The following is a 20023-nucleotide window of genomic DNA, read 5'->3' as shown; positions in this document are numbered from 1 at the left end:
AACATTTTATCAACAAAAGAAGAATGAATCAAACAAAAGGGCATCCAAAAGGACTTTATCTTCTCTTCGTAACGGAGATGTGGGAACGCTTCAGTTACTACGGCATGCGCGCACTGTTCATGCTCTACATGGTACAGGCGTTGCTTTTCGACAAGGAAACGGCTTCACAAGTATATGGCAGCTACACGGGACTGGTGTATCTTACCCCGCTCATCGGCGGCTACATTGCCGACCGCTACTGGGGCAACCGGCGGTCTATCGTGGTGGGGGCGCTGACCATGGCACTCGGACAGTTCCTGCTCTTCCTCAGTGCCTGCTATTTCCATGAGGTGGCGCTGGCCAAGTACCTGATGTTCTGCGGACTGGGCCTGCTGATTCTGGGCAACGGCTTCTTCAAGCCAAATATCTCGACCATGGTGGGACGGCTCTACGCACCCGACGACAACCGCAAGGACTCGGCCTTCACCATTTTTTATATGGGTGTGAACGTGGGTTCAACCATTGCCCCGCTGGTGTGCGGACTGGTGGGCAACACGGGGCATCCGGAAGACTTCAAATGGGGATTCCTCTCAGCCTGCATCGGCATGGTGCTGGGTGCGGGGGTGTTCCAGCTCTTCAAGAACAAATACATCTGCGACCCTGACGGAAATCCGGTGGGTACGGCACCCCAGAAAACTGTCGCCGCCACTCCTGCCGCCGAGAATGCACCGAAAAAGACAGGTACCGGACGTACGGCCCTGATGATTGGCAGCACGCTGCTGCTGACCCTGCTTTTCTCGGTCAACTGGGGTGCGGAGGGTGGTTCTCTCTTTGCCGGAGCCGACTGGATTGGCTCGCTGATTTATGCCACGGCCATCGTGATGCCTGTCATCATCATTACTGACCACTCGCTGAGCCGGAATGAGAAGGTGCGCATCGGGGTGATATACATCATCGCCTTCTTCGTCATCTTCTTTTGGGCGGCCTACGAGCAGGCAGGGGCTTCACTCACCTTCTTCGCCGACGAACAGACCGACCGCCACATCGGCAACTGGGAGATGCCGGCCGCCTATTTCCAGTCGTTCAACCCCATCATGATTGTCACGCTGGCCCCGATTTTCGCCGCTGTATGGTCGTTCCTGGGCAAGAGGGGCATCGAACCGAGTTCTCCGCGCAAGCAGGCCATCGGACTGGGATTGCTGGCCTTGGGCTATCTGTTCATCGCGTTTGGCGTGAAGGATGTGGAACCCGGCGTGAAGGTCAGCATGGTATGGCTCACCGGCCTCTACCTGATTCATACCATGGGCGAGCTTTGCCTGGCGCCTATCGGTCTGTCGCTGGTCTACAAGCTCTCACCGGCCCGCTTCTCTTCCCTGCTGATGGGCGTGTGGTACCTCAGTACCTCGGCCGCCAACAAGTTTGCCGGACTGCTGAGCGGTTACTATCCCGAGCACGGAGTGAGCAAGAGTTTCATGGGCTACCCCATCGAGAACCTGTTCGACTTCTTCATGCTTTTTGTCTTCATGAGTGGGGCTGCAGCCGTGATTCTTTTCCTGCTCTCCGGCAAGCTCAAGAAAATGATGGAAGTATAAAACCTTCCTGCACATACCGACAAAAAACGCGGGCCTCTCTACCAAGAAGGTCCGCGTTATCTTTATAATAAGTTCCTATTTGAAAAAGCCGATTACTTCATCAGCTCTGCCAGTTTGGCTTCCAGGTCTTCCCCACGCAGGTCGCGTGCCACGATAGTTCCGTCCTTTGAAACCAGCAATGTAGCCGGGATGGCACGGATGCCATAGAGTCCGGCAGCTTCACACTGCCAACCCTTCAGGTCGGACATCTGCGGCCAAGTGATGTTCAGGTCCTTGATGGCCTTCTTCCAGCTTTCGGCGTTGTTGTCCAAAGACACACCTACGATACCGAAACCTTTTGCCTTGTATTTGGCGTAGGCAGCCACTACGTTCGGCATTTCCATGCGGCAAGGTCCGCACCAGCTGGCCCAGAAATCAATCAGTGTATAGTTGTTGGCAGCCACGAAATCCGACAGTTTCACCGGATTGCCTTCCGGCGTATTCAGGGTGAAGTCGATGTATTTCTGTCCCACAGCCGTCTTGGCTACCGTTTCCACATATTCCTTCAGCGATTTCACTTTCTCGTCGTTCTGGAAAGCAACCGGAATCTTTTCCAGCAACGGTTGCACCTTTGCCACTTCGAAAGAAGAACCGAACATGGTCAGCAACTGTACGCCGGCTGCGCTGCCAATGTTTTCAGACACCAACTGATAAATACGGTCCATGCCTTCCGTTTCCTTCTTGTCGAGTACCTCCATGATGGAATCACGCTGTGCTTCCGTCAGCAAAGTATCTCCTTTTGCCTTCTGATACATGTCGTTCATTTCCTTGCCGATGCGCTGGTATTCATCCATGAACTTCTGGTAAGTATCATTGTTCGGTGTACCCGATACACGGCTTTCCATCGGGCTCAGGTTCACCTGAATGTTTCCTTTTTCCACAAATACCATGGTAGCCATACGGGTATCAGCCTTCATGTAAGTCACATAACGCGATACGGCTACTGAATCCGGATTTCCCTTGAATTCAAACGTTCCATTCTTCACTACGACAGAATCGAGGGCCTCAAAGCCTTCTGCCGTCTGTTTCTGCAAGAACACGGTGTCGCCATCGGCTGCACCTTCGGCTGTACCTTTGATGGTAAAGCCAGCCTTTTCCTGACAAGCAGCCAAAGACATCAGTCCGGCCGCTGCAAATACTACAATTTTTTTCATCTTGTTATTATTAGGTTTTATTCCGATTTGAAAATAACGGGGCAAAGATAATCGTTTCGAGTAAAATGCACCTACTTTTATAAAAGAAAAAGCAGACAGCAAAGCAGATAAGCACCGCGACACACGTCATCCGGTAATCCGGTATAATCTGTCAGCCCGCTGAATTCCAGCGAAGAGAAGAACAGGGTGATGAAGAGCAACACCACGAAATACGTAGCCCGGCACTTGTAAAGATAGGCCATGCCTTCCACTACATCACGGTCGTTCAGGTAAGAATCGGATGCAAAGCCATACACAATGGCAGGCAAGGCAATCCCCAGCGAACATACGCCCCAAAGTCCGTCGGCCAGCGGGGAATCCGACAAAGTACCGATGGAACTGCGCACCACATTCCACGGTCCGAAGGCAAGCAGGACACAGAATCCCACATAGGCGAGGAAGGTCACCACCGCCAGCCCCAGTGCTCGCTTCTCCTTGCGGGAAAACTTGCGCGCGCCACCCGCCATCCTCCGGCAGGCATTCCCCAACCCGGAATGGACAAACAGTCCCACCCCGAAGAACAGACACACCACCGCCTGAAACACCGGCGAAAGGAGGTAATCGTCGAGAAGGGTACGCAACAGCCACCGCAGCCCTTCGTCGCTCAAAAGGCTGCGTACCCCCTCCCATTCATAGATGCTGCCCGTCCACGACAGCAGGGCCGTGAGCAGAAACAGCAGCAGGAAGCAGGTGGCCGGATGCAGACTGAATTTATTCTTCATCAGGTTCCAGGTTATCAATATCGAGGATACGGAGCTCGAAAGCCCGGGTCACCAGCCGGCAGGCATTCACCCCCGTCCGTTCGTCGGGACGGAACAGGCGGTTCACCAGCTCGTTCTGCCGTTTCTCGATGGACTTCACGCCGAAAGGCATTCCTTTGAGGTTGGTAATCATCTCCTTGGTGTACCCCAATGCCAGGTGACGCAGCAGGCGCTCGTCGTATTCGTCAATGTCATAGTCGATGATGGCCTCCTGCCGACGCTGTTCCACCTCGACTGTCTGCATGAAGCGGGCCACGATTTTTTCCAGTATCGGCTCGTTGAACACCAGCTTCTTGCCGTCCATCACCGCCTGCACGTCGGTCGCCGTCAAGAGTTCACCCGTCTTCAGGATGATGCCCACGGCCCCTGCCCGGAGCGCGTCCACCCACAACTTCTCGTTCAGGATTTCTCCGGTAAAGATAAGCACTTTCAGTTCCGGCCGTTCCCGGCGCAGACGGGCACAGATTTCCACACCGATGGTAGTGGAGCCCCCCAGTCCCAGGTCGAGCAGCACCATGTCGGGTGTACACGTCTCCATCAGTTTCCAGAACTCCTCCTCGGTCATGGCCGTACCAATCACCTCGGCATTCGGTATCTCGTGACGGAAAATCTCTTCCGTCCCCTTCAATTCCAGTTTGACATCTTCTACGATGACCACCTTAAACTTCTCCATATTGTCTTGACTTTATATTTTTCTCATTCGTTATTTCTTGTTTCGTTTCGGCAGGGTAAACCACACGCTGAATCCCTTTCCTCCGTTCCACGGACAGGCATTGATGCGGCAGCCCCTCCGCCCGCCATACTCGTCGTGGTCGCGGATAATCTGCTTGCACACCAGGTATTCCGTGCCCGAGAGATGCGAACCGTCACCCGACGGACACATCCGCTTCTTGTCGGGATAGAACAAGGCATTGAGCACTTCCTGCGGGTAGGTACGGCGCGTGTCGATGAAGTCCACCCGGACAAACCCATCCTCTTCTTTCGCCTCCAGCCGCAACGTACCCGACACCTCCTCGCGCACCGCCTCGTCCATCAGGTTCTCCAGCAGGAAAAGCAACAGCACCCGGTCGCCCGTCACCCACAACGGAGGCACCTCAGCTTGCCATTCCAACGTAAAGTTCCGCTTGCGCATCACCTTCTTCAGGTATCTTCCGGCTCCTTCGGCCAGCTCCTTCACGCTCACCTCCGTACGGCGGAATGTCACTTCCTCCAGCTGACGCGAGGCACACGAGCTGAGCAGGGTAAATATATCCTTGTAGTATCCGACCAGCTCTGCCATATTGTTCAGCAGCTCCTTCCGCTGCGCCACCGTGACGTCACCATTCAGGCGGTCGGCCACCTGCTTGATGCGGCTCGGATAGTAAATCGTTTCATGCTTGATGGTAGACAGACAGTTGTCGAGCACCATGTTCTGCACGTGCAACTGGTTTTCCTCGAAGAGGGAGCGGCGGGCCTCATCCTGTGCCAGCTCGATGTCGTGGAACTTCCGGTTGACCCGTACCACCACATTATACAACACCACTGCCAGGTAGTTGCACACCATCTCCACCAGCAGACGGTCTTCCTCGCGGCTGTAGGCACGGGCCAGCTTCAAGGCCAGTGCCCCCACACAATGCTTCTCGCCTCCGGTCTCCACCCACAACGGCAAGAAACTCCATTTTGTGGTCCCGGCCCACTGCGTCTGTCCCGAATCGTAGCACCGCTGCAAGCGTTCGTGCAACTCCTCGTCACCTTCTTCTGCCGCAAAGCAAGCTGTTTTCAGGCGACAAGCCTCCTCATCGAATACCGCCAGCGCCATGTTCTCCAGGAGAAGCATTTCGTTCAATTCGTTGAACATGCTGCGGACCATCTTCTCCAGCACCTCATCGCCCAGCATCTCCGTGCCCGAAGCTGCCGAGAAAATAGTGCGGTTCACCACAAACACCTGTTCCATGTTGTAGCGGTAATGCAACCGGTGGCGCAGGTAGAGCGCGTAATACGCAATCAGACAGCCGCACACCAGCAGCACGAACAGCGACAAGGCAATCCGCTTGTTGCTGGCCGAGCGCTGCATCTGCAAGCAATACTCCTCGAGCGAGTTGTCCTTGCTCAGCCGCTTGTAGAGCGACGCATAAGCTGCATTGTTATAGCGGTACTTCCGGAAATCCTTCACGGCCAATGAAGCCACCGCCGCCTCGTTGCGCACGTCGAGCAAGATAAAATAATCCGTATCGAACGACTGAGCCAGCCAGTCGAGTTCCGCCCCGTCGCCTTCCCCTTCCAGTCGGAGCAACGGCCCGTTCTTTCCCGAATAGCGGAGATAATGGGCATTCATGTAATACAACACACTGTCGGCCAGCAGCAGCGCCGTGGCATGGTCGCCCTGCACGTTGCACTCATACACCCAGTTGGCATAGTCGTTGGCAATGGCCAGCAGACTGTCGTAAGGCGCCACCTTCCCGCTGTCGGGCACAGGCTCCACCGGTTTCTGACCGGAAGAGCAGGCCACACCTGTCAGCAGACAGAAGCCCAGCCACAACAGACCCGCCATCCGCCGCGCCCCCTTCGGCAAGCGGAACGAGAAACGGCTGCCCTTTCCCAGCGTACTCTGTATGTCGAACCGGCAGACGGCGAACACACTGTTCGTCTTCCGGTATTTCTCGATGATTCCCTTGCAGTTCATCAATCCGAAGCCATGTCCCTTCTGTCGCTGAAGTTCCGCCGCATCGGCCGCCGTCTCCATGCCGATGGCCCCCGAATCATACACCTTCTCGCCCAGGATACGCGAACGGTCCTTCTCCGAAAGCCCCGGTCCGTTGTCCTCCACCGCAATCTCCACGTAATCGGACGTTTCTTCGGCAGACAGGCTCACCCGCCCCCCTTCCTGCGTGTACTTGCGGGCATTCTCTACCAGCGTATTGATCATGAAGAGAGTCAGAGCCTTGTCGGCCTTCACGCAAGCCGTGGTCTCGCCCACCGTGAGCGTCTGTTTCTTCAGCTCAAACGAACGGCGTCCCTTGGCGAGGATGGCAAACAACTCCTCCAGGTCGAAATTCTCGATGTGAAGGCTCAGCGTGCCCTGCCGCATCTTGACCCACAAAGCCAGTATGTCGTTGTATTCATTGATTTTTGTCACCAGTTCGTCGATGTACACCAGTTTGCCGCGGCGCACCGCCTCCTCACTGTCCGATGGCAAAACCTGAAGCTTGCGCACCTCGTTCACCATTCGGTCGATATAGGGCACAATCCCCGTCACGATAGACAGGCACGCCTTCTTCACCTCGTTCTGGCGCTTGTTCTCCATGAGATGCTGTTCGTGGATATACTGTTCCTTCTCCAGCCGCTTCTGCTCCTCATCGAGCGATACCAAGTTCATGCCATGCTCCAGTGTCCAGGCCAGGTAAGGCAACAACAGCCGGATGAGAGCCTGCTCCTCCTTGCGTACAGGAGCCGACAGCCACAACCACAACCGTCCCACCGTGACCGACTTGCCCGGCGATTGGAGCTCGAATACCTGTGGAATCCCTTCACCCGAAACAGACGGAGCGTCCTCCGCCTCTCCTTCCTCACAGAAAGTGATGCACACATCGCGCACTCCAAACAGTGCCTTCAGTTCCGGTTTCATGACCTCGACCACCGCATCGGCCACTTCCTCCCGGCTTGTAGCCGATGCAGGCACCGCCCCCGTCATCTGTTGACAGAGTCCCAGCACGCGCTTCAGTTCCGTGAGATACACGGTGTTCTTTTTCCGCCACGTACGGTTCAGCCAGACAAACAAGACCACCAGCACCAAAAAGCCTGCGGCCACCAGCCACAAGAGCACATTCAGCTGGCCCGTCTCCTTTTCCAGCGCCGCATAACGGCTCTCCAGTTCCTTGTCCTGCCGTGTATAATCCAAAATATCCAGGTACACGTTGCGGTTGTAGTCCGACTCCGCCTTGCAGCCCATGGCCGAATACGTGCGGCTCAGCTGTTCCCGCAGACGGGCAATCCATTCGGGTACGGTATGAATACCCCCGTCGTTAATCCACTTCAATTCGATGGAAGCCGTTCCTCCCAGCTGATACGCCTGCAGCCGGTCGAGCGAATCCGTGCAATGATAATATTTCTCGTGATGCAAGTTGACATAGTTCAACGCCTTCTTCAGGTTGACCAGCGCCTTTTCCGGCTGTCCGCTATAATTGTAGAAAGTGGCCAGCGTGCGATACGTCCCCGAAATCTGGTACCAGTCGCCGTAACGCTTGAACAGTCCCAACGCCTCCCGGGCAAACACCAGTGGCAGACTGTCCACCGGCAGGCTCTCCGGATTGACCAGCCGCAGCAGCCCCGCCCGCTTCTCGCTCAGCAGTTCCCGGTTGCTGCGGAACACCAGCAGTTCCGCCATGGCCTGTAAGGCATTGGCCTCGAAATAAATATACCCCCGAGCCTGCGCCACCTGCAAGCACTGCACCAGGTAGCCAAACTCCCCAAGTGTCACTTCCTCGCGCGTGGGCGCCTCATACATGCCGCCCGACCCCCGCATATATACATAATACAGCCACTGAGCCGTATCCCCCTTCAAGGTTTCTTCGGGTATCGCGTTGATGGCCTCCAAGGACTCCTTGTCCTGCTGCAGATAATAATAATAAATTCCTGACACGATGTAGAACTCCGAGATGGCATAGTTCAGCCGTCCCTCCAGACCATTTTTCTCGAGCGAAGAACGGTCCTCGTCGATGCGCCGCAGACGCTGCATCGCACTGTTGTGATAATCATAGAACTCCTTGTTCATAGAAGTGCGCTGGCAGATTTTCATCATCCCCACATCCGCCACCAGACGTTCAATCTCGTTGTTGCTGGCTTCCGATGCCTTTTGGAACAGACGAGCCGCATGCTCGAAGTCCATCCGCATAAACGCACAGAAACCCATGTGGTTCAGCGCTTCTGCCCGTCCTGACGCATATCCGTCGGACAATTTCAGGGCCTCCGTTGCAGCACGGGATGAAAGAGACAAATCCTTGTAGCGGGCCTCATACGCCACCCGGTTCAGTGAATCCACCTGCGCGTCCACACGGTTGCGCAACGGCCTTCCACACGAAGTACACAGCATGCATCCCACGATCCATGCCACGATCCACCATTCTATCTTCCGAAATTCCTTCATACCCCTACGTACAAGTCCACACAAATGTACGAAGTTCCCCGTGAATAACCCCAGCGCCTTGTGATAAAAAAACAAAAGAGAGATTACAGTATTCGTTACAATTACTGCAATCTCTCTCCCTCAGACATACGAGTCCGTCTTGAAACTATTTATTTTTTTGATTCTTCCAGAGATACCTTTCTAAATTCTTTCAAAACTTTTTCCAACTCCAAGGATGCCTTGCGGGCACGAGTTCCTGCTGCTTTATTTCCTTTTTCAGCCTGCAATTCAGCATCGGCAACCAAAGCGGCATTCAATTCTTTGATTTTTGCAATTAATTCGTTCATAATTCTGACTAAAATTTTAATTAAACGTATTCAAAGTAAATACAAATACCTCAATCTGATACTCTTACAGCCTCTTTTTTTGCATCTTTTAAGAGAAAAAAACGACACTTTGTGCATTTACCTCCACTTCACTTCCAACCGAAGGATACGATGCGTGTCAGAAGTCACTCTGAAGCGGTTGTCCACCCGTTCATTTACCAACCAGACGATGCGATTTCCGTCGCACACCACCAGCTGACGGTCTTTTTCAAAGCGCGAAACCTTTTTGTCGCGCAAGTAATTACGCACAGACTTGAAACCTTTCATTCCGAAAGGAACGAAACGGTCGCCCGACTGCCACCGCCGCAAAATCAGCTGTCCTTCCACGGCATCCGCATCCACGTATGCCACCGTATTCGTGAGAGGCACCACAAACGGCGGTTCCACTTCCATCACTTCCTGAACCAGTTGCGGCGTGAGTTCCTCTTCCTTCAGCGGACGCCTGACAAGCCGGTCGCGATCCACCAGAAGGGTCCATTCCCGGCTGTGAAACATTCTTCCCGACTCACCATGCAAGGCACGAAACACATCGCCCACCTGTGCCGCATTGAATCCCAACGGATGCAAGATTTCGAACAGCAGGTTCTGCGCGCCCGGTTCCCGGCACAACGCCGGAATATCCACCGTTTCCCCGTCGGGCATCACCCGCTCCATGGCCTCCCGTATGGCAGCATGATACACCTCCGCCACATCCGACAACCTGCGTGCCGTTTCGGCAATCGTCTCACTCACCGACGGATTGATGGTCTCGAGCATCGGAATCACGTGCAGACGGAGCTTGTTGCGCACAAATTCATCCTGCAGGTTCGTACTGTCTGTCACATACGCCTGCCCCAGGGAAGCAAGATACTCCAGAATTTCCGCACGGCTCACGCACAGCAGCGGACGCACCACCTCGCCATTCACCGGACGGATGCCCTGCAGGCCGTTGATGCCCGTTCCTCTCACCAGATTCAGGAGAAATGTCTCCACGCTGTCATCGCGGTGATGTGCCACAGCCACCACCCTGGCCCCGCACTCGCGGCGCAATTGTCCAAACCAGCCATAACGCAGTTCGCGTGCCGCCATCTCCACCGATACTCCGTGCGAAGCCGCATATTCGTTTGTGTCGAAATGAATGACGTGCAAAGGCACATCCAGCCGTGCAGCCAACTCCCGCACAAACTGCTCATCGCGTAGCGATTCTTCTCCGCGAAGATGAAAATTACAATGAGCCGCCTCGCAGACATACCCCAGCCGGAGCAGCACACGCAGCAAAGCCACGGAATCGGCTCCACCGCTCAAGGCCACCAGCACCTTGTCGCCAGGCTGCAACAAGTGCTTCTCTTCTATATACTGACTGACTCTTCGGATAAACATACTGCAAACTTAGGGATAAAAAATGAAAAAAGGCCGCACAAAACGCGTAATTTAAAAACAGTCTAAATAACTTGCGGGATAGGAAGCAATGCTGTATCTTTGCAAATGAAATACAAATGATACAAACAACATGAAACTCTCGGAATTGAAAACAGGTGAGAAAGGTGTCATTATCAAGGTCCTCGGACACGGAGGATTCCGGCGCCGCATCATCGAAATGGGGTTCATCAAGGGAAAAACCGTGGAAGTGGTGCTCAACGCCCCGCTCAAGGACCCCATCAAATATAAAATCATGGGATATGAAGTCTCCCTCCGCCGGCAGGAAGCCGACATGATTGAAATTGTCAGCGAAGAGGAAGCACGGCACACGATGGAGACCGACACCTACCATGAGCCCATCTCACAAGGCATCCCCGTGAGCGACGAGGTGATGCGCAACATCGCACAAGGGAAACGACGCACCATCAACGTGGCGCTGGTGGGCAACCCCAACTGCGGAAAGACCTCGCTCTTCAACGTGGCCTCGGGCGGACACGAGCACGTGGGCAACTACAGCGGCGTGACCGTGGATGCGAAGGAAGGCTTCTTCGACTTCCAGGGCTATCATTTCCGCCTGGTGGACTTGCCGGGTACGTATTCCCTCTCGGCCTACAGCCCGGAAGAGCTCTACGTGCGCAAGCACATCATCGAGGAGACCCCGGATGTGATTATCAACGTGGTGGATGCGGGCAACCTGGAGCGTAACCTCTACCTCACCACCCAGCTCATCGACATGAACGTGCGCATGGTCATCGCCCTCAACATGTACGATGCCCTGCAGCACAGCGGCAACAAGCTGAACTACCACAAGCTGAGCGAACTGCTGGGCGTGCCCATCGTGCCGACCATCAGCCGCACGGGCGAAGGCATCGACAACCTGTTCCATGTGATTATCGGCCTGTATGAAGGTATCGACTTCATGGGACAGAAAGACGAAATCAAGAACGAAATCCTCCGCGAGTTCCGCGAATGGCACGATGCCTACGTGCCCGACCACAAATACAAAGGAGCGGAAGACAACTTCACGGCCAAAGGTTTCATCCGCCACATCCACATCAACCACGGACCGGAAATCGAACGGAGCATCGACGCCGTGAAGAAGGAAATCAGCAAGAACGAGAACATCCGCCACAAATACTCCACCCGTTTCCTGGCCATCAAGCTGCTGGAGAACGACAAGGACATCGAGACGCGCGTCATCGCCCCGCTGCCCAACGGCAAGGAGATTCTGGCAGCCCGCGACAAGGAGGCGGAACGCCTGCGCCAGCTGGGCAACGACGACACCGAACAGTGCATTGCCGATGCCAAATATGGTTTCATCTCGGGTGCCTTGAAGGAGACCTTCACGCAGACCAACCACGACACGGAGACCTTTACGCGGGTGGTGGACAGCATCGTGACCAACCGTTTCTGGGGCTACCCTATCTTCTTCATCTTCCTGTACATCATGTTCGAGGGTACCTTCGTGCTGGGTGAATACCCGCAGCGTCTCATCGAATGGATGGTCGGCCTCATCGGACAAGGAGCCGAGAAATTCCTCAGTCCGGGCCCGCTGAAAGACATGATTGTGGACGGTATCATCGGCGGTGTGGGAGGCGTCATCGTGTTCCTGCCCAACATCCTGTTGCTCTACTTCTTCATTTCGTTCATGGAAGATTCCGGCTACATGGCCCGTGCCGCCTTCATCATGGATAAAATCATGCACAAGATGGGACTCCACGGCAAGTCGTTCATCCCCCTCATCATGGGCTTCGGCTGCAACGTGCCGGCCATCATGACGTCGCGCATCATCGAAAGCCGCAAGGCCCGGCTGGTCACCATGCTGGTGAACCCGCTCATGTCGTGCAGTGCCCGCCTGCCCATCTACCTGGTACTGATTGGGGCCTTCTTCCCGGGCAAGGCCAGCCTCATCCTGCTGTCCATCTACGCCATCGGCATCCTGCTGGCCGTACTCATGGCCCGCATCTTCACCAAGTTCCTGGTGAAAGGTGAAGACACGCCCTTCGTGATGGAACTCCCGCCCTACCGCATGCCGACGGCCAAGGTCGTGCTGCGCCACACGTGGGAGAAAGGAAAACAATACCTCAAGAAGATGGGCGGCATCATCATGGTGGCTTCCATCATCATCTGGTTCCTAGGGTACTACCCGAACCACGATGCCTACGCCACACAAGCCGAACAGCAGGAGAACTCCTACATCGGGCAGCTGGGAAAGGCCATCGAACCGGTCATCGAACCGTTGGGATTCGACTGGAAGATGGGTATCGGCATCCTGTCGGGTGTAGGCGCCAAGGAACTGGTGGTCAGCACACTGGGAGTTCTCTATACAAATGACGACGACATCGACTCAGTGAACCTCTCCGAACGGATTCCCATCACGCCGCTCGTGGCCTACTGCTACATGCTGTTCGTGCTGATTTATTTCCCGTGTATCGCTACCCTGGCTGCTATCCGGCAAGAGTCGGGAAGCTGGAAATGGGCTGTCTTTGCCGCGACCTATACCACCATACTGGCTTGGATTATTGCCTTTGCGGTACACCAGATAGGAAGTTTGTTCATTTAAAACCCTTACCATTATGAGTATGCAAGATCTTTTCGTATATATCATCGTAGCCGGCTGTGTACTTTGGGCCGGCAGACGCTTTCTCCGTCAGGTCATCCGGCGGAAAGGACACGCAGGCGGATGCGGATGCAGCGGGTGTAGCGGATGCAGTGGGTGTCCTTCCCGGAGAGAGTGAAAAGTGCAGACTTGTGAAGAGATAAGTAGTGTTTCTGACGAGTTTTGTTACCTTGTAAAAAACGTCTAAGCGTTTTCTTCGAAACGCCTAAGCGTTTGAAGTAAAACGCCTTTACGTTTCAGGCAAAACGCTTCGACGTTTTGATTCGAACGCTTAGACGTTTTAGTTTGAACGCTTAGACGTTTTCTAGTTAACTTAGGCGGTGTGTCTCTGATATATCAAAAGCCTCACAAATGTTCCAGCAAGGACATACTCTGTTTTTTGCTGTATCCCTATCTTTGAATCAAAGAATGAATTTTGCCGCTATGACAAAATCGATTGCTTCATATAATCCAATGATAACGAATACGAAAAAGGGCGCACTTCATTTTGAACTGCACCCCTTATAGACAAAGTTACCTAGGATAACCGCACTGTCACCCTCAAGCAGCTATCAACTGTATGTCCTCATAAGTATATTGCGACTTAATGCTGCCATCGGAAGAATAAATAAGGATAGTCACATCATACACACCTCCGACAGTCAAATCTGGAGTAATATTAAACTGAATGATAAACGACTGTGTAATGGCTCCGGTTACAGGCAGCTCATCTAGACTAATTTCAAATGCTCCTGTAGTCTCAATTATTTGTCCACCTGTATAGGTTGAGAACAACGTCGGGTCTTCTTTGACATACCAGTTTTGCCATCCATGAGGATCTCCATACAGATTCAGTCCACTATATACTGTATAAATCACTCCCTTTGAAGAATCCCAATTATAGTCCCCAGAATCCTTGTTAACGGTTAAGACAGACCATGGTGCATTACCACCCGGCTGATTAGGTTCGTCTGTGAAATATACGTAAAAACGGTTGGCACCTTCACGGAAAGTAAAATTCTCATCGGCATAGTGCAACATAATACCTCCACATTCTCCACCTGCATTGGTATAGCCCTGAGCTTTTTGTTTCAAATCGGCCATATCTGCAGGAACGTGAGTCATACTCTCTCCATAATGCTGTGTCCGACGTACGCCTGAACTACAATTCAGATACTCCGACAGAGTAACCGCATCGGTAATGTTCAATGCTCCATTAATGTATTGATGGTCAATACCTACACAACCGAACTTCACATCCATTGTCTGCGAAAGTTTATCTGACCATCTGATAATTTCTTCAGCCACTTTGTTAGCCTCCTCACTCATACTGCCTGAATTGTCAACTAAGAAGATAATATCCGCCTTCGCTTTGGAAACCGGAGAGTTGGAACGTGAACGAGTAGCCACTTCCTCCCCATTAATCACCTTGATTCCCTTTTGTTTTCCATTGATTTCCACCCATACATTCTGCTTTTCATCGCCCGTGCCATACAATTCAAGCCATTCACCTGTATTGGTTCGAATCCCTGCCAAATTAAAACGGCCAACTCTAGAATTGTTGGGATCAATTGAAAGTGCAGAAATACTGGTAGGCATCGTAAATGTTTCTTCTCCAGCCAGAATCGTAGGAGGAGTGCCCGCCTGTACATCTGTCGGAATTCCAGTCGGTTCACCAGCCGTTAACTCAATGGTTTCTCCATTGATCACAAGGGTCAGAATACCAGAAGTTGGGTCATAGCTTACATCTCCAAACCAAGAATCTCCATCTTCTCCAAGGGCTTTTACAGGATTTCCTCCTTCATCCAGCACCTCTGTGAAAGTCAGTCCATTATCATAACTTATCATCCAATAACCAGTCGTTCCAACCTTTAATTGCGGAGTGACTGCATCGTTTCCGGTAACTGGTATTTTATTCCCGTCTGCATCAGTCAGCCAAGACTGGACTCCATCGATTGTCTGTGTCCAATAATACTTGCCATCGGTATCTTTATCAAATCCAATGACAGGAGCATCTTTTCCAGCCGCCCCATTCGTGATAGAAGCAGTCGTGCCATCACTAAATGCAATCGTATAACCATCCTCGGTTTCAGTCACACTTGTCACATACACATTACCTTCCAACGCATTAACTATCGCCCCCATTGAAGTGATATTCGTATTCATCTGCGTCAGTTGATTTTCAATGTTTGTCAAACGGTCATCCAAAGAATTTACCTTATCCCACAATTCTCCGTCATCGTACTTACAAGATACAGCCCCGATTATCACCAGCAGCCATAAGAATAATGATTTTAGCTTCATAATTATAATTTTTTCATGAGTAATATTTATCTCAAAAGTAGTAAAAGCCTCATAAAAAAACATTTGTCATAATCTCAAACTATAACTATCATCCCGTAGTTATAGATTAAAGTGTAGGATTTTGAACCTATTCTGTAAATATTTCCAAACAATGAATTCTATTTTTCCATGAATCCAAAGAATATAGGACCTATATTTTGTATCTGCCCACTCTAACCTTCAATGTATCTTCCAACAAAAATCAAATCATCATTCTCGTCGGGGCTAAATAATATGGCACAATATTCATAGCATAATTTCTCAGGTTTTTTATTCAATACAAGCTATCGTTACGTCATCAAATTCATCCATATACCCAATGAGACGCTCATTATGGTTGCCACGTTTTACCTTTATTTCCATATTTGCTTCATAAATCTCACCGTGGGAGGTATGCCGTTCACGCAGTTCGTAAGAGTAAAGTTCGATGCAGTCATCCTTTATCCGGTCTACCACCCGTTTCACACTTTCCTTTGTAGAAGCGGTGAAAGTGAGTTGTACCGTAGTTGTACCGAAAGTAGGAATAAATGAATTCATCACTTCAAGTCCGAAAAGCACCATCACCGTGACAATGAGGGCCACCACATACATCCCAGTTCCACATGCCAGTCCGATGGCAGCAGTCACCCATAATCCGGCCGCCGTAGTAAGGCCACGCACCGCATTCTTTTGAAAAATAATAGTCCCGGCTCCGAGAAAACCTATTCCGGATACCACTTGTGCCGCCACCCGTGATGAATCTTTCAAATCAACGCCAAACCCGTACTGTGACACGATGCAAAAAAGAGCACTTCCCAATGCCACAAGAAAATGTGTACGAAAGCCGGCTTCTTTTGAACGGTATTCCCGTTCTATTCCAATGACCCCTCCCAGCAAAAGAGCCACAAAGAGCCTGAGGGTTATTTCTAAAATCATATTCATTCTCAATCAGTTTTTTTATCATCTTAATTCACCTCTTTATGCCGCCTCGCAATGTCACATAGCTATCGGGCAGCCGGCTGTTCAAACTTGTGTCTTCAACCTGCTGCCGATGGCTTTCATGAAACTGAGAACCTCCACGAAGTAAGAATAGGCAATACTTATTTTATTGGGAGCAATAAATGGTGGTTATCCCTTTCGGACAATGCCCTGGGTGATACGGTCTAAGATGACAGCCAATATCACGAGGGCAATGCCCCCTTCAAAACCAAGTCCGATTTTCATTTGTGTGATGCCCTCCAATACCACCTCACCCAATCCACCAGTCGAAATCATAGCAGACACCACTACCATGGAAAGGGACATCATGACAGCCTGATTGATGCCAGTCAACATAGTGGGGAAGGCCAAAGGCAACTGCACCTTGAAAAATAATTGCCGAGGAGTGGCGCCGAACGCCCGAGCTGCCTCTACGACATGCCCGGGCACCTGCCGCATTCCCAATCCCGTAAAGCGTATCACCGGAAACATGGCAAAGACAATGGTGGCAAGGACGCCAGGAACCGTACCCAACCCGAAAAACAGCACCGCAGGAATCAGAAAAACAAAAACGGGCATAGTCCGCATACAGTCCAAAACAGGACGGAATATCCGGTTACAGCGTTCATTTTTCTCTGTCCAGATGCCGAGCGGGACCCCAATCAGCAACGCCGCAAATGTGGAGAAGAGCACCAGAGCAAGCGTTTGCATGGTTTCTTTCCAGAATCCCATGCCCCATACGAGCAATAATCCAAAAAGAGTGAAAAGCCCCATGCCTTTACCCGATTTCCACCAAGCCAATAAAGCAGTCAGTGAAATAAACACATAAAACGGGATGGCATACAATACCAGCTGGAAGCTGTCGATGACGCCTTCTACGTATACGTTCCACACATCAAAAAATCCTGCACCCTTCTCAGCCAGCCATTCAATGGCTACTTCTATATAATGTCCTATGTTTATCATTGCAACTGTTGTTTTCTGTTTATAAATCAATCTATGACCGAGGTAATACCTTTTGCCTTCGTCACACGCGACTTCACAAAATTCCGGACATAGTCATTGGCGGGTTTCGTCAAAATTTCCTCCGACGTACCAATCTGCAGAATTTCACCGTCACGCATGATGGCTATACGGTCTCCCAACCTGATGGCCTCTTCCCAATCATGGGTAACAAATACAATCGTCTTCTTCTTTTCTGATTGCAAAGCCAACAGTTCGTTCTGCATCTGAATACGACTCAATGAATCAAGAGCCGAGAAAGCCTCATCCATGAGTAAGATTTCGGGATTGTTCGCCAAAGCACGTGCCAAACCCACACGTTGCTTCATGGCTTCCGAAAGTTCATTTATCATCTGATTTTCACATCCGGCAAGTCCTACGGTCCGCATACTTTCCAACGCCTTCTGCTCACGTACCTTTTTCCTGACACCTTGCAGCTCAAGCCCGAAAGCAATGTTCTGCCACACGGTGCGGTGAGGCAACAATCCGAACTGTTGGAACACCATAGCCAGTTTTTTACGACGGACAGTACGTAATTCCTCGCCTGTCATGGTAACGATATTGCTGCCATTGACTACAATTGCTCCAAGAATAGGTTTATCAAGTCGGTTGATACAACGTAACAGACTGGACTTTCCACTTCCACTCAACCCCATAATGACAAAAATCTCACCTTCATTGATGGCAAAATTGGCACCATTTACAGCGATAATACACCCTGTTTCTTTCTTGATTTCCCATTTACTCTTCCCTTTCATCAACATCTTGAACGCTTTATTCCGTTCACGACCAAAAATAAGGTAGAGCTTGATTATTTCTATTTTCTTTTTCTCATTCATAAAATAAACCTCCCTTTCATTTGTTCATATTTTTCTCCAGTTAAACACAAAAGCGATTTGAATGCCTGTCTGCCAAACACACAGGCACGTAACAATTTTATTGTCATTCTCTAGGAACAACAATCATTTATTTTTTTATTGTTTCAGGAAACAACTGCAATAGGGGGAATGACAATAAGTCTGAATCTCATGAAATAAATGGTCAACAAAGAATTATCCAGACGATTCTGCCCTCTAAAGACTTTTTTCGCGATGTTCTGCAAAGATAATACAAAAAAGTGAGATACTGAGCAAATCACGGAAAAATGATTGAAAGTTAATGATTTATGGGGTTTTGACGATTTTGGCGAGTGCCAAATAAAACCGCCAGAAAGCCAACTTGAGCCGAAATTGCGTTACCATCCCGTTACCGAAGAACGGGACGGATAACGGTATGGAAAAGGACGGCAAAATGGGGTAAAAACGCCACTCGCACAGGCGTTTGGAGGCTTTGGGGATGAAAAAGTCCTGCGGCAGGTTCGATTGCGCCGGTCTGCTGTGGTTTACATACAGCCAAACAGCTCTACACAAGGTAATTTTGCAACCATAAAAAAGTAGGAACTATGAGTAGAGCGACATTCAAGATTTTATTTTACCTGAAGCGCAATGCGCCGAAGAAGAACGGACTGATACCAGTCATGTGCCGTATCACGGTGAACGGGAAAATCGCACAGTTCAGCTGCAGGCTGGACGTGGAGGAAAAGATGTGGAGCGTGGAGACCGGGCGGCTGACCGGAAGGAGCAACGTGGCTCTGGAAGGCAACCGTATGCTGGACAAAATCCGCGTGGGCGTGAACAAGGCGTATCAGGACGTGTTCGACCGCGACACCTACGTCACGGCGGAGAAAGTGCGCAACGAGTACCTCGGCATGGGTATGAACCACAAGACGCTGCTCGCCGTGTTCCGGCAGCACAACGAGGACTATGCCAAATTAGTGGGCAAGATGAAGAGCCAACGCAGCTATTGGAAATACTGCGTGGTTTACAAGCACCTGTCGGAGTTCATCAAAACCCGGTACAAGGTGGAGGACATCGCCCTGAAAGAGCTTGCGCCCGCCTTCATCACGGACTTCGAGCTGTTCCTGCGCGTGGAGAAAGGGCATTGCACCAACACCGTGTGGTCGTACATGATGCCTTTCCGGAGCATCATCTTCACCGCCATCAACAACGGCTGGTTGCAGCGCGACCCGTTCTATGCCTACCACATCACGAAGGAGGAAACGAAACGCGGCTACCTGACGAAAGAGGAAATCACGCAGATGATAAACGGCACGTTCAAGAAAAAACGGTTTGAACTGATACGTGACCTTTTCATCTTCTGCACGTTCACGGGCCTTAGTTGGCGCGACATGGCGAACCTCACGGAAGAGAACCTGCAAATTTCCTTCGACGGGCATCTGTGGATAAAGACGAGCCGCCAGAAGACGGGAGTGGCGACGAACATCCGCCTGCTGGACGTGGCGAAGCACATCATCGACAAATACAAAGGCGTCTCCAAAGACGGCAAGCTGCTGCCTGTCCCATGCTATAACATCTGTAAATACGGCATCAAACAGGTAGCCAGACAATGCGGGATAAACAAAAACGTGACCTGGCACCAAAGTAGGCATTCGTATGCCACGACGATATGTCTTTCCAACGGCGTACCCATTGAAACGCTGTCGAAACTGATGGGGCATACAAGCATCCGTTCGACCCAGATATACGCGAGTGCGCCCAGATTGGTCGCTTGATAAATACTTCTGTAGTAAGAAGTTAGGATTGGGTTCAATATAATCCTATCGTCAATCAGCTT

At 51.4% G+C, this 20023-nt stretch carries 13 protein-coding genes and 1 pseudogene; 4 read left to right on the top strand and 10 right to left on the bottom strand.

Annotated features, from left to right (window positions below; genetic code table 11):
• Positions 1 to 23 precede the first annotated feature (23 nt).
• On the top strand, positions 24 to 1571 hold the full coding sequence (locus OCV81_RS14495; protein WP_148330675.1) for a peptide MFS transporter: 1548 nt from the start codon (positions 24 to 26) through the stop codon (positions 1569 to 1571).
• A gap of 92 nt (positions 1572 to 1663) precedes the next feature.
• Here the strand turns inward: OCV81_RS14495 and OCV81_RS14490 are convergent, their stop codons facing one another.
• The 6 genes from OCV81_RS14490 to tilS form a co-directional block, all read right to left on the bottom strand.
• Positions 1664 to 2764 (bottom strand): TlpA disulfide reductase family protein, encoded by a 1101-nt coding sequence (locus OCV81_RS14490; RefSeq protein ID WP_148330674.1) that lies wholly within the window; start codon positions 2762 to 2764, stop codon positions 1664 to 1666.
• Positions 2765 to 2841: 77 nt separating this feature from the next.
• Positions 2842 to 3525 carry an AbgT family transporter gene (locus OCV81_RS14485; RefSeq protein ID WP_148330673.1) on the bottom strand — a complete coding sequence of 228 codons (684 nt, stop codon included), beginning with the start codon at positions 3523 to 3525 and terminating at the stop codon, positions 2842 to 2844.
• Positions 3515 to 4237: a DUF5932 domain-containing protein gene (locus OCV81_RS14480; RefSeq protein ID WP_022354633.1), complete on the bottom strand. Its 723-nt coding sequence runs from the start codon at positions 4235 to 4237 to the stop codon at positions 3515 to 3517. The genes OCV81_RS14485 and OCV81_RS14480 overlap by 11 nt, the downstream gene beginning before the upstream one ends.
• 30 nt (positions 4238 to 4267) lie before the next feature.
• Positions 4268 to 8686, bottom strand: a complete 4419-nt coding sequence (locus OCV81_RS14475; protein ID WP_148330672.1) for a DUF5113 domain-containing protein — start codon at positions 8684 to 8686, stop codon at positions 4268 to 4270.
• 149 nt (positions 8687 to 8835) lie between these two features.
• Positions 8836 to 9012, bottom strand: a complete 177-nt coding sequence (locus OCV81_RS14470) for a histone H1 (RefSeq protein ID WP_007561922.1) — start codon at positions 9010 to 9012, stop codon at positions 8836 to 8838.
• Positions 9013 to 9129: 117 nt separating this feature from the next.
• Positions 9130 to 10410 (bottom strand): tRNA lysidine(34) synthetase TilS, encoded by a 1281-nt coding sequence (tilS, locus tag OCV81_RS14465; RefSeq protein ID WP_148330671.1) that lies wholly within the window; start codon positions 10408 to 10410, stop codon positions 9130 to 9132.
• A 130-nt stretch (positions 10411 to 10540) separates the two neighbouring features.
• On the opposite strand from tilS, the gene feoB reads away from it, so the two are divergent.
• Together feoB and OCV81_RS14455 are read left to right on the top strand one after the other, a co-directional pair.
• Positions 10541 to 13012, top strand: a complete 2472-nt coding sequence (feoB, locus tag OCV81_RS14460) for a ferrous iron transport protein B (RefSeq protein ID WP_148330670.1) — start codon at positions 10541 to 10543, stop codon at positions 13010 to 13012.
• Between the two features lie 13 nt (positions 13013 to 13025).
• Positions 13026 to 13187, top strand: a complete 162-nt coding sequence (locus OCV81_RS14455) for a FeoB-associated Cys-rich membrane protein (RefSeq protein ID WP_022352614.1) — start codon at positions 13026 to 13028, stop codon at positions 13185 to 13187.
• 422 nt (positions 13188 to 13609) lie between these two features.
• On the opposite strand, the gene OCV81_RS14450 is transcribed toward OCV81_RS14455, so the two are convergent.
• The 4 genes and pseudogenes from OCV81_RS14450 to OCV81_RS14435 all read right to left on the bottom strand — a co-directional run.
• Entirely contained in the window at positions 13610 to 15352 is a 1743-nt protein-coding gene (locus OCV81_RS14450; protein WP_262640379.1) for a DUF4988 domain-containing protein, read from the bottom strand.
• Between the two features lie 309 nt (positions 15353 to 15661).
• Complete coding sequence (locus tag OCV81_RS14445; protein WP_148330668.1) at positions 15662 to 16312, bottom strand: MgtC/SapB family protein; 651 nt, start codon at positions 16310 to 16312, stop codon at positions 15662 to 15664.
• A gap of 186 nt (positions 16313 to 16498) precedes the next feature.
• Entirely contained in the window at positions 16499 to 17314 is an 816-nt protein-coding gene (locus OCV81_RS14440; protein WP_148330667.1) for an ABC transporter permease, read from the bottom strand.
• A 38-nt stretch (positions 17315 to 17352) separates the two neighbouring features.
• Positions 17353 to 18189 (bottom strand): annotated as a pseudogene (locus tag OCV81_RS14435) (quaternary amine ABC transporter ATP-binding protein); the annotation flags it as partial.
• Between the two features lie 602 nt (positions 18190 to 18791).
• Between OCV81_RS14435 and OCV81_RS14430 the strand changes: the two are divergent.
• Entirely contained in the window at positions 18792 to 19961 is a 1170-nt protein-coding gene (locus OCV81_RS14430) for a site-specific integrase (protein WP_148330666.1), read from the top strand.
• Positions 19962 to 20023: the final 62 nt, after the last annotated feature.

Source organism: Phocaeicola fibrisolvens (assembly GCF_025567125.1).
GTDB classification, from domain to species: domain Bacteria; phylum Bacteroidota; class Bacteroidia; order Bacteroidales; family Bacteroidaceae; genus Phocaeicola; species Phocaeicola fibrisolvens.
This window is presented reverse-complemented; position numbering and strand designations above follow the sequence as displayed.

Excerpts from the sequence above, each read along its gene's own strand:
- OCV81_RS14495 (WP_148330675.1), top strand. The coding sequence starts at position 24 with ATGAATCAAACAAAAGGGCATCCAAAAGGACTTTATCTTCTCTTCGTA.
- OCV81_RS14490 (WP_148330674.1), bottom strand. The coding sequence starts at position 2,764 with ATGAAAAAAATTGTAGTATTTGCAGCGGCCGGACTGATGTCTTTGGCT.
- OCV81_RS14485 (WP_148330673.1), bottom strand. The coding sequence starts at position 3,525 with ATGAAGAATAAATTCAGTCTGCATCCGGCCACCTGCTTCCTGCTGCTG.
- OCV81_RS14480 (WP_022354633.1), bottom strand. The coding sequence starts at position 4,237 with ATGGAGAAGTTTAAGGTGGTCATCGTAGAAGATGTCAAACTGGAATTG.
- OCV81_RS14475 (WP_148330672.1), bottom strand. The coding sequence starts at position 8,686 with ATGAAGGAATTTCGGAAGATAGAATGGTGGATCGTGGCATGGATCGTG.
- OCV81_RS14470 (WP_007561922.1), bottom strand. The coding sequence starts at position 9,012 with ATGAACGAATTAATTGCAAAAATCAAAGAATTGAATGCCGCTTTGGTT.
- tilS (WP_148330671.1), bottom strand. The coding sequence starts at position 10,410 with ATGTTTATCCGAAGAGTCAGTCAGTATATAGAAGAGAAGCACTTGTTG.
- feoB (WP_148330670.1), top strand. The coding sequence starts at position 10,541 with ATGAAACTCTCGGAATTGAAAACAGGTGAGAAAGGTGTCATTATCAAG.
- OCV81_RS14455 (WP_022352614.1), top strand. The coding sequence starts at position 13,026 with ATGAGTATGCAAGATCTTTTCGTATATATCATCGTAGCCGGCTGTGTA.
- OCV81_RS14450 (WP_262640379.1), bottom strand. The coding sequence starts at position 15,352 with ATGAAGCTAAAATCATTATTCTTATGGCTGCTGGTGATAATCGGGGCT.
- OCV81_RS14445 (WP_148330668.1), bottom strand. The coding sequence starts at position 16,312 with ATGAATATGATTTTAGAAATAACCCTCAGGCTCTTTGTGGCTCTTTTG.
- OCV81_RS14440 (WP_148330667.1), bottom strand. The coding sequence starts at position 17,314 with ATGATAAACATAGGACATTATATAGAAGTAGCCATTGAATGGCTGGCT.
- OCV81_RS14430 (WP_148330666.1), top strand. The coding sequence starts at position 18,792 with ATGAGTAGAGCGACATTCAAGATTTTATTTTACCTGAAGCGCAATGCG.